This is a genomic window from Pseudomonas sp. 8O, from assembly GCF_902506495.1.
In the GTDB taxonomy this organism is placed as follows: Bacteria; Pseudomonadota; Gammaproteobacteria; order Pseudomonadales; family Pseudomonadaceae; genus Aquipseudomonas; species Aquipseudomonas chaetocerotis.
This window is the reverse complement of the sequence record NZ_LR733263.1, coordinates 204,692-220,810: the sequence shown is the minus strand read 5'-3', so window position 1 is coordinate 220,810 and position 16,119 is coordinate 204,692. Positions and strand designations below refer to the sequence as shown.

The 16,119-nt window shown below is 61.4% G+C and carries 13 protein-coding genes; 12 read left to right on the top strand and 1 reads right to left on the bottom strand.

Going from position 1 to position 16,119, the window contains the following annotated elements; translation table 11 throughout:
- Nucleotides 1-52 precede the first annotated feature (52 nt).
- The 12 genes from asd (at nucleotide 53) to GV002_RS00950 (ending at nucleotide 14,066) form a co-directional block, all read left to right on the top strand.
- Nucleotides 53-1,165, top strand: a complete 1,113-nt coding sequence (asd, locus tag GV002_RS01005; RefSeq protein WP_160016664.1) for an aspartate-semialdehyde dehydrogenase — start codon at nucleotides 53-55, stop codon at nucleotides 1,163-1,165.
- A gap of 139 nt (nucleotides 1,166-1,304) precedes the next feature.
- Complete coding sequence (locus tag GV002_RS01000) at nucleotides 1,305-2,315, top strand: aspartate-semialdehyde dehydrogenase (protein ID WP_160016663.1); 1,011 nt, start codon at nucleotides 1,305-1,307, stop codon at nucleotides 2,313-2,315.
- Nucleotides 2,316-2,469: 154 nt separating this feature from the next.
- Nucleotides 2,470-5,292 (top strand): FimV/HubP family polar landmark protein, encoded by a 2,823-nt coding sequence (locus tag GV002_RS00995; protein WP_160016661.1) that lies wholly within the window; start codon nucleotides 2,470-2,472, stop codon nucleotides 5,290-5,292.
- A gap of 7 nt (nucleotides 5,293-5,299) precedes the next feature.
- Complete coding sequence (truA, locus tag GV002_RS00990) at nucleotides 5,300-6,163, top strand: tRNA pseudouridine(38-40) synthase TruA (protein WP_160016660.1); 864 nt, start codon at nucleotides 5,300-5,302, stop codon at nucleotides 6,161-6,163.
- Nucleotides 6,164-6,187: 24 nt separating this feature from the next.
- Complete coding sequence (locus tag GV002_RS00985) at nucleotides 6,188-6,841, top strand: phosphoribosylanthranilate isomerase (RefSeq protein WP_160016658.1); 654 nt, start codon at nucleotides 6,188-6,190, stop codon at nucleotides 6,839-6,841.
- Between the two features lie 139 nt (nucleotides 6,842-6,980).
- Nucleotides 6,981-7,865, top strand: coding sequence for an acetyl-CoA carboxylase, carboxyltransferase subunit beta (gene accD, locus GV002_RS00980; protein WP_160016657.1), 885 nt, complete (start codon nucleotides 6,981-6,983; stop codon nucleotides 7,863-7,865).
- A complete protein-coding gene (gene folC / locus GV002_RS00975; protein WP_160016655.1) occupies nucleotides 7,862-9,139 on the top strand; it encodes a bifunctional tetrahydrofolate synthase/dihydrofolate synthase in 1,278 nt (425 codons plus the stop codon). Before accD ends, folC begins: the two co-directional genes overlap by 4 nt.
- A gap of 14 nt (nucleotides 9,140-9,153) precedes the next feature.
- Nucleotides 9,154-9,771, top strand: a complete 618-nt coding sequence (locus GV002_RS00970) for an SPOR domain-containing protein (RefSeq protein ID WP_160016654.1) — start codon at nucleotides 9,154-9,156, stop codon at nucleotides 9,769-9,771.
- An 86-nt stretch (nucleotides 9,772-9,857) separates the two neighbouring features.
- Nucleotides 9,858-10,379, top strand: a complete 522-nt coding sequence (locus GV002_RS00965) for a CvpA family protein (RefSeq protein ID WP_003461125.1) — start codon at nucleotides 9,858-9,860, stop codon at nucleotides 10,377-10,379.
- A gap of 75 nt (nucleotides 10,380-10,454) precedes the next feature.
- Nucleotides 10,455-11,963, top strand: a complete 1,509-nt coding sequence (purF, locus tag GV002_RS00960; RefSeq protein WP_160016653.1) for an amidophosphoribosyltransferase — start codon at nucleotides 10,455-10,457, stop codon at nucleotides 11,961-11,963.
- A gap of 112 nt (nucleotides 11,964-12,075) precedes the next feature.
- Nucleotides 12,076-13,287, top strand: a complete 1,212-nt coding sequence (locus tag GV002_RS00955; protein ID WP_160016652.1) for an O-succinylhomoserine sulfhydrylase — start codon at nucleotides 12,076-12,078, stop codon at nucleotides 13,285-13,287.
- A 2-nt stretch (nucleotides 13,288-13,289) separates the two neighbouring features.
- Entirely contained in the window at nucleotides 13,290-14,066 is a 777-nt protein-coding gene (locus tag GV002_RS00950; RefSeq protein WP_160016651.1) for an SDR family oxidoreductase, read from the top strand.
- 127 nt (nucleotides 14,067-14,193) lie between these two features.
- Here GV002_RS00950 and GV002_RS00945 read toward each other — a convergent pair whose 3' ends face one another.
- Nucleotides 14,194-15,858 (bottom strand): electron transfer flavoprotein-ubiquinone oxidoreductase, encoded by a 1,665-nt coding sequence (locus GV002_RS00945; RefSeq protein WP_160016650.1) that lies wholly within the window; start codon nucleotides 15,856-15,858, stop codon nucleotides 14,194-14,196.
- Between the last annotated feature and the right edge of the window lie 261 nt (nucleotides 15,859-16,119).

Here is a 16,119-nt window from a genome sequence, read left to right as displayed (position 1 = left end):
CCCAGCCCCGCCGGTGTGGTTCCGGCGGGCTGTTTATATAGGTGTAGTCGTTATGAAACGTGTAGGTCTGATCGGTTGGCGTGGCATGGTCGGTTCCGTGCTCATGCAGCGCATGCTTGAAGAACGGGACTTCGACCTGATCGAGCCGGTGTTCTTCACCACTTCCAATGTCGGTGGCCAAGGCCCTGCCATCGGCAAGGACATCGCGACGCTGAAAGATGCCTACAGCATTGACGACCTCAAGGGCCTGGACGTGATCCTGACCTGCCAGGGCGGCGACTACACCAATGAAGTATTCCCCAAGTTGCGTGAGGCAGGCTGGCAGGGCTACTGGATCGATGCGGCCTCCAGCCTGCGCATGGATGATGACTCGGTGATCGTGCTCGATCCGGTCAACCGCAAGGTGATCGACCAGGCACTGGACGCCGGCACCAGGAACTACATCGGCGGCAACTGCACCGTCAGCCTGATGCTGATGGCTCTCGGTGGCCTGTACGAGGCTGGTCTGGTGGAGTGGATGAGTGCCATGACCTACCAGGCTGCTTCCGGTGCTGGCGCGCAGAACATGCGTGAGCTGATCAAGCAGATGGGCGCGATCAACGGTGCCGTTGCCGATGAATTGGCCGACCCGGCCAGCGCCATCCTCGACATCGACCGCAAGGTGGCCGAGGCCATGCGTGGCGAAGGCTTTCCGGTCGACAACTTCGGTGTGCCGCTGGCTGGCAGCCTGATCCCCTATATCGACAAGGAACTGCCGAACGGGCAGAGCCGTGAAGAGTGGAAGGCTCAGGCCGAAACCAACAAGATTCTCGGTCGCTTCAAGAACCCGATCCCAGTCGATGGCATTTGCGTGCGCATCGGTGCCATGCGCTGCCACAGCCAGGCGCTGACCATCAAACTGAACAAGGATGTGCCGATGGCCGACATCGAAGGCCTGATCAGCCAGCACAATCCCTGGGTCAAGCTGGTGCCGAACCATCGCGAAGATTCCATCCGCGACCTCGGCCCGACTGCCGTGACCGGCACCCTCAGTGTTCCGGTCGGCCGTCTGCGCAAGCTCAACATGGGTTCGCAGTACCTGGGCGCGTTCACTGTCGGTGACCAACTGCTGTGGGGCGCTGCCGAGCCGCTGCGCCGCATGCTGCGGATTCTGCTGGAGCGTTAACCGCCAGGCTGATATCCAGCGTCAAGCAAAGCCCTTCTGTCTCGGCAGAGGGGCTTTGTGTTTTCTGGAGGCGCAAGCTGATTGCCTGGGCGATGGGGCGCAGTTACAGTGCCGCTCCCTCTGTGTCGCAGGTCCGCTCATGAGTCAGTCCATCAATATCGCCGTGATCGGCGCCACCAGCAACGTCGGCGAAGCGCTGGTCGAGTTGCTCGAAGAGCGTGAGTTCCCGGTGAAGGATCTGCATCTGCTGGCCAGCAGCGAGTCGGCTGGGCAGAGTCTTTCTTTCCGTGGTCGGCAGGTGCGGGTCAGGTCGCTCGATGCCTTCGATTTCACTCAGGTGCAACTGGCTTTCTTTGCCGCAGGTTCTGAAGTGACACGCACCCATCAGGAGCGCGTGGTCGCAGCCGATTGTTCCGTTATCGATCTGAGCGCTGCTTTTTCGCTGGATCAGGCGCCATGCGTATTGCCCGAGCTCGGCGCCGAAGGGCTGCCGGCATTGACCAAGCCGTGGTGCGTCAGTGCGCCGACGCCTTCGGCGGTTGCCTGTGCGTTGGTACTGGCAGCACTGAAGCCTGTGCTAAAGCCGCAGCAGTTGCAGGTGACGGCCATGCTGTCGATTTCCACACTGGGGCGCAGTGGTGTTCAGGAGCTGGCACGGCAGACCGCTGAGCTGCTCAACGGGCGCCCTCTGGAACCGAAGACGGTGGATCGACAGATCGCGTTCAATCTGCTGGCGCAGGTCGGCGAGGTGGATGATCAAGGGCATGCTCAGCTGGAGAAACGTCTGGCCGCCGAGATTCGACAATTGTTGAGTCTGCCTGAGCTTCCGGTCGCAGCGACCTGCGCCTTGGTGCCAGTATTCTTTGGCGATAGTCTCGCGCTGGGTGTGTATGCTGATTCGGATATCGATATCAGTGCCGTGCAGCAGTTGCTCGAGGTCGCGCAAGGTATCGAGTTGGTAGAGGCCGGCGACTACCCGACTGCAGTGGGTGATGCGGTGGGGCAGGATCAGGTGTACGTGGGGCGTATCCGTCGTGGTGTGAGCGATCCAAGGCAACTCAATTTGTGGATTGCGTCTGATAATGTAAGAAAAGGCGCCGCCCTGAATGCTGTGCAGATAGCTGAGTTATTGATAAAACACTATCTGTAAAAGATACTTACCTAGAAATTTGAAGAATCTTTCTAGCTTGGCAATACTGGCTGAGTTGATTGCTGAATGGGGAGCCGCTCGTGGAGCGGAGGCAGGCAGCAGTTCTCAAGACCCTCTCGCATGCCGAGAAAAAGATAAAACAAGGGATAACGCTATGGTTCGGGTTCGCAAACTGGTGCTGGCAATCGCAGCCGCTTCCGCGCTGTCTTCCGGTATGGCGCATGCGCTGGGGTTGGGTGAAGTTACCCTGCAATCGTCGCTGAATCAGCCGTTGGTAGCGGAAATCGAATTGCTGGAGGTGCGCGACCTTGCTTCCAGTGAGGTGATTACCAGCCTCGCGTCTCCTGAGGAGTTCGTCAAAGCTGGCGTTGATCGTCAGTACTTTCTGACCGACCTCAAGTTCACCCCTGTATTGAAGCCCAACGGCAAGAGCGTTATCCGCATCACGTCGAGCAAGACCGTGCGTGAGCCCTACCTCAATTTCCTGGTTGAAGTGCTCTGGCCGAATGGTCGCCTGCTGCGTGAATATACCCTGCTGCTCGATCCGCCACTTTATTCTGCACAACCGTCCGTAGCTGCTGCCCCGCAGTTGCCGGTTGCTGCGCCCGCGCCACGCCCGTCTGCTGCGCCTGCCACTGCGCCGACTCGCGCTGCGCCTGCTGCGGCTCCGCGTCCTGCAGCGCCGGCGCCTGCATCGCGCACCATTTCCGGTAGCGAATACAAAACCACTGCCAACGATACGCTCTGGGAAATCGCCCAGCGTGTTGGCGGTGGTTCGGTCAATCAGACCATGCTGGCTATCCAGGACCTGAATCCGGATGCTTTCATTGGCGGCAATATCAACCGTATGAAGAGCGGTCAGGTGCTACGTCTGCCGGACGAACAGCAGATTCGTAGTCGCAGCAATGCCGAGGCGATCGCTCAGGTCTCCGAGCAGAATGCAGCCTGGCGTGAAGGTCGTGCCGTCGCCTCGCGTCAACTGGATGCCACTCGCCGTACCACCGCTGGCGCAGCACCGGCGACTGCAGAGGCGGGCGACAGTCTTAAGTTGGTTGCTGCTGAGGCTGGTCAGGCCACTCGCGGTAGCGATACCGGTTCGGCTGGAAGCAAGGCGCTGGCTGACAAGCTGGCAGTGACTCAGGAAAGTCTGGATTCGACCCGTCGCGAGAACGCCGAGCTGCAGAGCCGTGTAGGTGATCTGCAAAGCCAACTGGACAAGTTGCAGCGTCTGGTGGAGCTGAAGGACAGTCAGTTGGCCAAGATGCAGGCCGACCTGTCGGCAGCGCCCGAAGCTCCTGCTCCTGCTGCAACGCAAGAGCCGCCTGCGGAAACTCCGGCAGCGGCGCCTGAAGCCGCGCCGCCCGCTGCGCAAGCGACAACGCCGCCGACTACGCCGCCTGAGGAGGCGGCGCCTGACTACAACTATTCCGAGGAACCGGCTGCGCCTGTCGAGGACAGCGCCGCCGCAACCCAGCAGCCGGCCAGTGAGCCGGCTGCTGCCGTTGAACCAGCCGCCCCGGTCAAGCCGGCCGAAGCAGCCAAACCTGCTACACCTGCTCCTGCGCCTGCACCGGCCCCGCAGGGTTTCATCGATGACCTGCTGGCTAACCCGATGACGCTGGGTTTGGCCGGTGGTGGTGCGCTTCTGCTCCTGCTGGTCGGCTTGATGGCGCTGTCGCGCCGCAACGCCCAGAAAGAGTCCGAGCTGCAAGATGAGCTGGCTGACGACTTGTCCCAGGAGCAGGCGTTCGCCTCCGATCTGGACATGCCCGAAGACAGCTTCGCGGGCCTTGACGACGAGCCTGTCCAGGCCGCTCAGGGCGCTGGCGAAGACCGCGTTACGGCGCAGACTGGCGACGCGCTGGGCGAGGCCGATATCTACATTGCTTACGGGCGCTTCAATCAGGCGGCCGAACTGCTGCAGAACGCCATCAATGACGAGCCACATCGTGCCGATCTGCGTCTGAAGCTGATGGAAGTCTATGCCGAGCTGGGTGATCGCGAAGGCTTTGCCCGTCAGGATAATGAACTGCGCGAGATCGGCGGCGTGAATGCCGAAGCCGAGCAGCTGAAGTCCAAGTATCCGGCGATCGCTGCCTTCGCGGGGGCGGGTGCCGTAGCGGCCGCTGCCTCCGCCGATGACGACATGGGCGAGTTCAATCTGGACGACCTCAGCCTGGATGAGCCGACCGCTGAGGCGCCTGCTTCCACTGGTGGTGATCTGGATGATGCCTTCGATCTGAGCCTCGACGATCTGGAGGCTGATCTGGAGAGTGATGTTCAGTCAGCCAGTACTGAGCAAGCGCCGTTGTCGCTGGACGATGATCTGGACTTCGGTCTGGTCGATGAGCCAGCCGCGCCGGCAGCTTCTGCCGATGATGATCTGAGCTTCGATCTGGCCCTGGATGATGACAAGGTCGAACTGTCCCGGCCGAGCGACGATCTGTCCGCCTTCAGCCTGGACCTGGATGAACCTGCTCCAGCAGCCAGCGACGAAGTTGATGATTTCCTGCTGAGCCTCGATGACGATGCGCCGCTGAACCAGTCGGCTGACGATCTTTCCGATCTGAGCATCGATCTGGCTGAAGAAACGCCGTCTGCCAATCTCGATCTGCCGGCTGACTTCGATCTCTCGCTCGAAGATGAAACTCCGGCTCAGCCGGCTGTCGCGCCTGATAGCTTCGCCGCGCAGCTGGACGAGGTGACCGCTGAGCTGGATCAGCTGTCGACTGATTTCGAAGAGCCGCAAGCAGCTCCGCTGGCACCGGCCAATAGCCTGTCCAGTGATCTGGATGGCGATGATGACTTCGACTTCCTGTCCGGTACCGATGAAACCGCGACCAAGCTGGATCTGGCCCGGGCCTATATCGACATGGGCGACACCGAAGGTGCCCGCGACATTCTTGATGAAGTGATTGCCGAGGGCAGTGATGCTCAGCAGCAGGAAGCTCGCGAGATGATTGCCAAGATGGTTTGATTGAAACATGTCTGATGCAGTACCTGTAGCGGCCGCCGAAATGGCGGCCGCTGGCTTTTTCAGAATCGCTCTGGGCCTCGAATACAAGGGCGCACGTTATCGTGGGTTCCAACGCCAGGGCGCGAATGTTCCGTCGATCCAGGGTCATCTGGAAACTGCCTTGTCCAAAGTCGCTGGTGGTGCCCCGGTCAGCATTCTGTGCGCCGGACGTACCGATGCCTCTGTGCATTCCAGTGGTCAGGTGGTGCATTTCGATACCACTGTCGAGCGTTCGCTGCATGCCTGGATCATGGGCGCCAACATGAATTTGCCCGCTGACATCAGCGTGACCTGGGCGAAGGTGATGCCGGCGCACTTTCATGCGCGCTTCTCGGCCATGGCGCGACGCTACCGCTACGTGATCTACAACGATCCGATTCGCCCGGCGCACATGGCCGAGGAAGTGACCTGGAATCATCGCCCGCTGGATGTGGCGCGCATGCGTGAAGCGGCCCTGGCGCTGGTAGGCACTCATGATTTCAGCGCCTTCCGGGCAACCCGCTGCCAGGCCAAGTCACCGGTCAAGACCGTGCACCACCTGCAACTGATCGAGCATGGCCGCTTCATCGTGCTGGATATCCGCGCCAATGCTTTTCTGCACCATATGGTGCGTAACATCGCGGGTGTGCTGATGACCATTGGTGCCGGCGAGCGGTCGCCAGAATGGGCGCGCGAGGTGCTCGAACGCGGTGATCGACATAGCGGGGGAGTGACAGCGCACCCCTACGGTCTATATCTGATACAGGTCGATTACCCGGAGGAGTTCGAATTGCCGCAGCGCTATCTGGGACCGCATTTTCTCTCTGGTCTTCCGGACGTGCGACAGCCATAACCCTTTGTTACCATCCGAACCCGCATGGCGAGAGGCATGAACGTGACGGTCGTACGCAGCAAGATTTGTGGTATCACCCGCATCGAGGATGCCCTGGCGGTGGTGGAGGCGGGAGCCGACGCTATTGGTCTGGTGTTCTACGGGAAAAGCCCGCGAGCAGTCAGCGTCGAGCAGGCCGCTGCGATCCTGCATGCCTTACCGCCGTTCGTGACCACTGTCGGGCTGTTCGTCGACATGCCGCGCGACGAGCTGCAGCAGTTGCTGCAGCGCCTGCCGCTGGATCTGCTGCAGTTTCACGGTGACGAGTCGCCAGCCGACTGTGAAGGCTTTGGCCGCCCCTATATCAAAGCGCTGCGGGTTCGCCCTGGTGAGGACGTGGCGGCAGCCATGGCGCCCTACACTGGTGCGCGGGGTATTCTGCTGGATACCTTCATCGAGGGCGTGCCGGGTGGTACGGGCGCTTCGTTCGATTGGTCGCTGGTGCCTGAGGATGCCGCCAAACCCATCATCCTGGCCGGCGGCCTCGATGCGGACAATGTCGCGCGGGCCATTCGCCAGGTGCGCCCCTATGCCGTGGATGTCAGTGGTGGGGTAGAAGCCAGTAAAGGCATAAAGGATGCAGACAAGATTCGTGCATTCGTGCGGGCGGTGCGTGATGCTCGATGTGACGGCGATTGAAGCAGGGCCGTCAATTAGCCTGTCACGCCGCCATGGGCTCGTTTCGACGGGCGCCGGGTGCGGCAGAAAAGAATTGCTGGAGATGGGCGTTTCACGATGAGACGTTCATCCGAACCAACGGTTATGGAGAAATGACAGCATGAGCAACTGGTTGGTAGACAAACTCATTCCCTCGATCATGCGTTCCGAGGTGAAGAAGAGCTCTGTGCCCGAGGGCCTGTGGCACAAATGTCCGTCCTGTGATGCCGTGCTCTACCGTCCTGAGCTGGAAAAGACGCTCGACGTCTGTCCCAAGTGCAATCACCACATGCGTATCGGCGCTCGTGCGCGTATCGACATCTTCCTCGATGCCGACGGCCGCGAGGAGATCGGTGCTGATCTGGAACCGGTCGACCGCCTGAAATTTCGCGACAGCAAGAAGTACAAGGATCGTCTGGCTGGTGCGCAGAAGCAGACCGGCGAGAAGGACGCCCTGATCTCAATGAGCGGCACCCTCGAAGGTATGCCGATCGCCGTTTGCGCGTTCGAGTTCTCCTTCATGGGTGGCTCCATGGGCGCCATCGTCGGTGAGCGTTTCGTCCAGGCGGCCAATGTTGCACTGGAAAAACGCTGCCCGCTGGTGTGCTTCTCCGCTTCGGGCGGTGCGCGCATGCAGGAAGCGCTGATCTCGCTGATGCAGATGGCCAAGACTTCCGCCGCCCTGGCGCGTCTGCGTGAAGAAGGCCTGCCGTTCATCTCCGTGCTGACTGACCCGGTCTACGGTGGTGTTTCCGCCAGCCTGGCAATGCTTGGAGATGTCATCGTGGCCGAGCCGAAGGCGCTGATCGGTTTCGCCGGCCCGCGCGTGATCGAGCAGACCGTCCGCGAGAAACTGCCGGAAGGCTTCCAGCGTAGTGAGTTCCTCATCGAGCATGGTGCCATCGACATGATCATTTCGCGCGATGAGCTGCGTCCGCGCCTGGCTCGTCTGCTTGCGCAAATGATGAATCGTCCCTCTCCGGTTTCCCTGCCGGCCACTGCATGACCGAACGTAGCCTGGGCGAGTGGCTCGCCTATCTCGAGCAGTTGCATCCTTCGGCCATCGACATGGGCCTGGAGCGCTCGCGTGAGGTGGCGCAGCGGCTCGGCCTGGGCAAGCCTGCGCCATTGGTGGTTACCGTCACCGGTACCAATGGCAAGGGCTCTACCTGCGCCTTTCTCGCCAGTCTGATCGCCGCCCAGGGGCAGCGCGTCGGTGTCTACAGTTCACCGCACCTACTGCGTTACAACGAACGTGTGCTTGTGCAGGGGCGAGAAGCCAGCGACGAAGAGTTGTGCCAGGCTTTTGCGGCGGTCGAAGCCGCGCGTGGCGAGATCTCCCTGACCTATTTCGAGATGGGTACGCTGGCGGCCTTCTGGCTGTTCGAGCGTGCTCAGCTGGATGCCGTGGTGCTCGAAGTTGGCCTCGGCGGGCGCCTGGATGCGGTGAATCTGGTCGATGCCGATCTGGCGCTGATCACCAGCATCGGGCTGGATCACGCCGACTGGCTGGGCGATACCCGTGAATCGGTCGCCTTCGAAAAGGCCGGGATCATGCGCGCCGGCATGCCTGCGTTGTGTGGTGACCTCGACCCTCCGCTGCCATTGCTGCAGCAAGCAGTCACGTTGGATACGCCGCTGTTCCTGCGCAGTCGTGACTATGACCTAAGCGTGCAAGCGCAGGACTGGTCCTGGTATGGCCTTGACGTAAAAGGCCAGGTACTGCGACTCGAGCAGCTGCCGCTTCTTGATCTGCCAATGGAAAACGCGGCGCTGGCGTTGCAGGCCTATGCGCTTCTGCCGCTGCCGTGGAATCACCAGCAGATCGTTGAGGCCCTGCTCGCCACGCGGGTAACCGGGCGTCTGGATCGTCGCGCGCTGGATTGGCGAGGCAAGTCACTCACACTGTTGCTCGATGTTGGGCATAATCCTCATGCCGCCGATTATCTGGCGCAGCGCCTGGAGAGTCGCCCGCTGGCCGGGCAGCGCTGGGCGGTGTTCGGTTTGTTGGCCGACAAGGCTCTGCCCGGCGTGGTGTCGCCACTGCTGAGTCTGGTTTCTGGTTGGGCCGTGGCGCCGCTGGATACGCCGCGTTCACGCTCTGCCGATGACCTGGCCGAGCACCTGCGGGGGCAGGGCGCGGCGGTGGTGCAGTACCCGGATGTGCGTACCGCGCTCGATGCGCAGTGCGAGCAGGCGGCAGAGGGTGACGAGATACTGTTGTTCGGATCGTTTTTCTGCGTGGCCGAGGCCCTGGATTGGCTGGCCCGCCCGGCTTGATAAGGGGATTGGGGATGGCAATGCTGGACAGTGGGCTCAAGCAGCGCATGGTCGGTGCTCTGGTGCTGGTGGCGCTGGCGGTGATTTTCCTGCCTATGCTGCTGTCGCGCGAGGATGAGATGCGCCGCGTGGTAGTGGATGCGCCGGCCATGCCGCAAGCGCCGGCTGCTGCCGAGATCATCGTGCAGCCTGCCGAGGTCGTCGAGCCCGAGGAGTTGCCGCAGGAGCCGGTTCCCGTCGAAGAGGTGGAGCCTCAGATCGTCGAGGTGCCTGAGCAGCCCAAGCCGACCCCGCCGCCTGTCGCGCAGCAGAGCAAGCCCGATCCGGTCAAGACCGAACAGGCGGTGAGCACTGCTCCTGCCAAGCCGGAAGGACGCCTGGACGCCAACAGCCTGCCGATCAGTTGGTCGGTGCAGTTGGCCAGTCTATCCAGTCGCACCGGAGCGGAAAATTTGCAGAAAACGCTGCGCAGTCAGGGCTACAACGCCTACATCCGCGCCTTCGACGGCATGAACCGGGTGTTCGTTGGTCCGTTGATCGAGCGCGCCGAGGCCGAGCGCCTGCGTGATCAGCTCAACCGCCAACACAAACTCAGCGGTTTTGTCGTGCGCTTCCAGCCAGAAGCGGGTTAAGCAAGCGAAGGACTTTGCAGCGCCTGGTTACCCGATGCGCCGGGCTCTGCTAAAATGCTCCGCCTTTTCCGCTGGTAGGCCGCACCGTGGTATTCACCTGGGTCGATTGGGCGATCATCGCCGTCATCGCCATTTCTAGTTTGATCAGTCTGAAGCGCGGCTTCGTCAAGGAAGCCCTGTCGCTGCTGACCTGGATCATCGCAGGTGTGGTCGCCTGGATGTTCGGTGGCGCACTGGCCCAGCATCTCGTCGAATTTATCGAAACGCCTTCCGCGCGGGTCATTGCAGCCTGTGCCATTCTCTTCATCGCCACCTTGCTGGTGGGCGCTCTGGTCAATTTCCTCATTGGCGAACTGATCCGTGTGACTGGCCTGTCCGGTACCGACCGTTTTCTCGGCATGGTATTCGGCGCCGCGCGTGGTGGTTTGTTGGTGGTGCTGCTGGTCGGGCTGATCAGCCTGGCACCCGTGGAACAGGATACGTGGTGGCAACAGTCACAGCTGGTGCCGCATTTTCTGATGGTCGCCGACTGGTCGAAGAACCTCATTCTGGGGTGGTCCGATCAGTGGTTTACCGGTGGGTCGGCTCACCCAGCTGATCTGCTTTAAAAGAGTGGCCTGCGCGGAGTAACCGCTGCGCCGGTCGCTGAATTAGCCTGAACTATCTAGCAGGGGTCGTGGCACATGTGTGGCATCGTCGGTATCGTCGGTAAATCGAACGTCAATCAGGCGCTGTATGACGGGCTCACCGTCCTCCAGCACCGCGGCCAGGATGCTGCCGGTATTGTCACCAGCCATGATGGCCGCCTGTTCCTGCGCAAGGACAATGGTCTGGTACGTGACGTGTTCCAGCAGCGGCATATGCAGCGCCTGGTCGGTCATATGGGCATCGGCCATGTGCGCTACCCGACTGCTGGTAGCTCCAGCTCGGCCGAAGCTCAGCCGTTCTACGTCAACTCGCCTTACGGCATCACCCTGGCGCACAACGGTAACCTGACCAACGTCGAGCAGTTGGCCAAGGAAATCTACGAGTCCGATCTGCGTCACGTGAACACCAATTCCGATTCGGAAGTGCTGCTCAACGTGTTTGCCCATGAGCTTGCCCAGCGCGGCAAGCTGCAGCCGACCGAAGAAGATGTGTTCGCCGCCGTTACCCACGTGCACGAGCGCTGCCTGGGTGGATACGCTGTCGTGGCGATGATCACCGGTTATGGCATCGTCGGCTTCCGTGATCCCAACGGCATTCGCCCGATCGTCTTCGGCCAGCGCCATACCGATGAGGGCGTCGAGTACATGATCGCGTCCGAGAGCGTATCGCTGGACGTACTCGGCTTCACCCTGATCCGCGACCTGGCGCCGGGCGAGGCGGTCTACATCACCGAAGAGGGCAAGCTGTTCACCCGTCAGTGCGCGGCCAACCCGCAGTACGCGCCCTGCATCTTCGAGCACGTTTACCTGGCGCGCCCGGACTCGATCATGGACGGTATCTCGGTGTACAAGGCGCGTCTGCGTATGGGCGAGAAGCTGGCCGACAAGATTCTCCGTGAGCGTCCGGATCATGACATCGACGTGGTCATCCCGATTCCCGACACCAGCCGTACGGCGGCGCTGGAGCTGGCCAATCATCTGGGCGTGAAATTCCGCGAAGGTTTCGTCAAGAACCGCTACATCGGCCGCACCTTCATCATGCCCGGCCAGGCGGCACGCAAGAAATCCGTACGGCAGAAGCTCAACGCCATCGAGTTGGAGTTCCGCGGCAAGAACGTGATGCTGGTGGACGACTCCATCGTGCGTGGCACCACCTGCAAGCAGATCATTCAGATGGCCCGCGAGGCTGGCGCGAAGAACGTCTACTTCTGCTCGGCAGCCCCGGCGGTACGTTACCCGAACGTCTACGGCATCGATATGCCTAGCGCCCATGAGCTGATCGCGCACGGCCGGACCACTGAAGAGGTCTGCGAGCTGATCGGTGCCGACTGGCTGATCTACCAGGATCTGCCGGACTTGATCGAGGCGGTCAGTGGCAGCAAGAAGATCAAGATCGACAACTTCGACTGCGCGGTGTTCGACGGCAAGTACGTCACCGGCGACGTCGACGAAGCCTACCTGGACAAGATCGAGCAGGCGCGCAACGATGCCAGCAAGGTCAAATCGCAGGCCGTCAGCGCGATCATCGATCTGTATAACAACTGATTCGAGCGGGCAGGGCAGCGGTCCTGCCCGGTCCGTAGCCCGGATGCAGTCCGGGGGATATCACAAAGGATTTCCCGGATTGCATCCGGGCTACATTGCTTGAGGTAGCGATATGACACAGGAATGGGATGCCGGCAGGCTCGACAGCGACCTGGATGGCGTAGGCTTCGACACCCTGGCGGTGCGTGCTGGCCAGCACCGTTCGCCCGAGGGCGAGCATGGCGAAGCGTTGTACCTGACATCCAGTTACGTGTTCCGTACCGCTGCCGATGCCGCTGCACGCTTTGCTGGTGAGGTGCCGGGCAACGTCTATTCGCGTTATACCAACCCCACCGTGCGCACCTTCGAGGAGCGCATCGCCGCGCTGGAAGGCGCCGAGCAGGCGGTGGCGACTGCCTCCGGCATGTCGGCGATCCTCGCCATCGTCATGAGCCTGTGCAGTGGCGGTGACCATGTGCTGGTGTCGCGCAGTGTGTTCGGCTCCACCATCAGTCTGTTCGAGAAGTACCTCAAGCGCTTCGGCATCGAGGTCGATTACGTGCCGCTGGCCGATCTCGATGCCTGGCAGGGCGCGTTCAAACCCAATACCAAGTTGTTGTTCGTCGAGTCGCCATCCAACCCGCTGGCCGAGCTGGTAGATATCGCCGCGCTTGCCGAAATCGCTCACGCGCGCGGCGCGCTGCTGGCGGTGGACAACTGCTTCTGCACCCCGGCCCTGCAACAGCCGCTGAAGCTCGGTGCCGATATCGTCATGCACTCGGCGACCAAGTACATCGACGGCCAGGGCCGTGGCCTGGGCGGTGTGGTGGCGGGGCGTAGCGAGCAGATGAAGGAAGTGGTCGGTTTCCTGCGTACCGCAGGACCCACCCTGAGCCCGTTCAATGCCTGGATGTTCGTCAAGGGCCTGGAAACCCTGCGCATCCGTATGCGTGCACAGAGTGAAAGTGCGCTGCAGCTGGCGTTGTGGCTCGAGCAACAGCCGCAGGTCGAGCGCGTGCATTACGCGGGGCTAGCCAGCCATCCGCAGCATGAGCTGGCAAAAAAGCAGCAGAGTGCCTTCGGTGCCGTGGTCAGTTTCGAGGTCAAGGGCGGCCGTGATGCCGCCTGGAAAGTGATCGATGGCACTCGTGTCATCTCGATCACCACCAACCTCGGCGATACCAAGACCACCGTTGCCCATCCGGCTACCACCTCCCATGGTCGCCTGACTCCGCAGGAGCGCGCTAACGCAGGCATTCGCGACAACCTGATCCGCGTCGCTGTGGGCCTGGAAGAGCTGGAAGACCTCAAGGCGGATCTGGCGCGCGGCCTGGCTGCGCTCTGAGCATGCTGGAGTGGGGCACGAATGACACGCCCAACAACGGGCGTGTCGCGCTGGTCACCGGTGCCGCACGTGGCATCGGCCTGGGTATCAGTGCCTGGCTGATCACCGAGGGTTGGCAGGTGGTGTTGGCCGACGTCGACCGCGAGCGTGGCTCCAGAGTGGCACGTGCTTTGGGTAATAACGCCTGGTTCGTGGCCATGGATGTGGCCAAGGAGGATCAGGTCAGCGTCGGTGTCGCCGAGGTGCTAGGCCAGTTCGGGCGTCTCGATGCGTTGGTGTGCAATGCGGCTATATCCGATCCGCACACGCCGCCGCTGGAGTCGCTCGACCTCAAGCGCTGGAATCGCCTGCTGGCGGTCAACCTGACCGGCGCCATGCTGCTGGCCAAGCACTGTGCGCCATATTTGCGTGGGCATCGCGGCGCCATCGTCAATATCGCCTCCACCCGCGCCAGCCAGTCCGAGGCTGATTGTGAGGCGTATGCCGCGAGCAAGGGCGGTCTTGTCGCGCTCACTCACGCGCTGTCAATCAGCCTGGGCCCGGAGGTGCGCGTCAACTGCGTCAGTCCAGGCTGGATCGACTCTCGCGACCCGTCGCAGCAGCGCCTGGAGCCGCTGTCGGTGTTCGATCATGCGCAACATCCGGTCGGCCGTGTCGGTACGGTGGAAGATGTCGCGGCGCAGGTCGCCTGGCTGCTCTCCGATGCGGCCGGTTTCGTCACCGGGCAGGAGTTCGTCATCGACGGCGGCATGAGCCGCAAGATGATCTATCAGGATTGAATGCCTGTGGGAGCGAGCTCTGCTCGCAGAACGTGGTCTTGAAACCTTCGCGGGCAGAGCTCGCTCCTACGAATTCGACAGAAACGAAAAAGGCTCCCGAAGGAGCCTTTTTCACGTGTGGCACGAATTACATGTTGGGGTAATTCGGGCCACCGGTGCCTTCCGGCGCAACCCAGGTGATGTTCTGGGCCGGGTCCTTGATGTCGCAGGTCTTGCAGTGCACGCAGTTCTGCGCGTTGATCTGGAACTTCTTCTCGCCGTCTTCCTGCGTCACCACTTCGTACACGCCGGCCGGGCAGTAACGCTGCGCCGGTTCGTCATATAGCGGCAGATTCTTCGCCAGCGGAATGCTCGGGTCGGTGAGCTTCAGGTGGCAGGGCTGCTCTTCTTCGTGGTTGGTGTTGGAGAGGAACACCGAGCTCAGTTTGTCGAAGCTCAGTTTGCCGTCCGGTTTCGGGTAGGCGATCTTCGCGCACTCTGCGGCCGGCTTCAGGCAGGCGTAATCCGGCTTGTTGTCGTGGAGGGTGAAGGGGGCCTTGCCGCCAAAGATGTTCTGGTCCAGCCAGTTGATGCCGCCGCCGACGATGGCGCCGTATTTGTGGATGGCTGCGCCGAAGTTACGGCTACGGAACAGTTCGTCGTACAGCCAGCTGGTCTTGAAGCCATCGACATAGTTGCTCAGCTCATCGCCGCCTTCACGGCCGGCTGCCAGTGCTTCGGCAATGGCGTCGGCAGCGAGCATGCCGGACTTCATCGCGGTGTGGCTACCTTTGATCTTGGCAAAGTTCAGGGTGCCAAGGTCACAGCCGATCAGGGCGCCGCCCGGGAAGACCATCTTCGGCAGCGAATTCAGACCGCCCTTGCAGATGGCGCGAGCACCGTACGCAACACGCTTGCCACCTTCCAGGTACTGGGCAATCACCGGGTGGTGCTTGTAGCGCTGGAACTCGTCGAACGGCGACAGATGCGGGTTGGAATAGGACAGATCGATGATCAGGCCGACTACCACCTGGTTGTTCTCCAGGTGATAGAGGAAGGAGCCACCGGTATTTTCGGTGCCCATGATGTCCATCGGCCAGCCAGCGGTGTGCACCACCAGGCCTTGTTCATGCTTGGCCGGGTCGATGTCCCAGATTTCCTTGATGCCGATGCCGTAATGCTGGGCGTCGGCTTCGCTGTCGAGGTTGTATTGCTTGATCAGTTGCTTGCCGATGTGGCCACGGCAGCCTTCGGCGAACAGGGTGTACTTGGCACGCAGTTCCATGCCGGGGGTGTAGTAGCCTTCCTTGGGGTTGCCTTCACGGTCGACACCCAGATCACCGGTGACGATGCCGCGTACCACGCCATTCTCGTCGATCAGCGCTTCCTGAGCGGCGAAGCCTGGGTAGATCTCGACGCCCAGATTCTCGGCCTGCTGGGCCAGCCAGCGGCACAGGTTGCCCAGGGAAATGATGTAATTGCCTTCGTTGTGCATGGTTTTTGGCACAAAGAAGTCAGGAATTCGGGTAGCCTTGTCAGCGTCGCGCAGCAGGTAGATGTCATCGCGCTTGACCGGGGTATTGAGCGGGGCGCCAAGTTCTTTCCAGTCGGGGAAGAGTTCATTCAGGGCGCGCGGTTCGAATACCGCGCCAGAGAGGATGTGAGCGCCAACTTCGGAGCCTTTCTCGACCACGCAGACGCTGATCTCCTGACCCGCTTCAGCGGCTTTCTGCTTCAGTCGGCAGGCGGCGGACAGTCCGGACGGGCCGGCGCCGACGATGACGACGTCGAACTCCATAAATTCGCGTTCCACAGGCTATCTCCTACTCAAGGCTCTTCGATATTTTATGTTGGAGGGCGCGGCTCGCTCCCTAAGCACGGCGTGGGCATTATATCTACACCCTCTCAGTGGGCCAATACAAACGTTTGTTTGAATTTTCTGTAGGCCTGTTAGAATCGTACTACATCGCGGATGACCGGCCAGTTCGCTGTATTGACCAGGCCAGGCCGCGGGGTCAAGATACGGGCGGTTTTGCGCTCGCCGTCTGAGCTGAAAGGTTGGTTGCGGCTGATT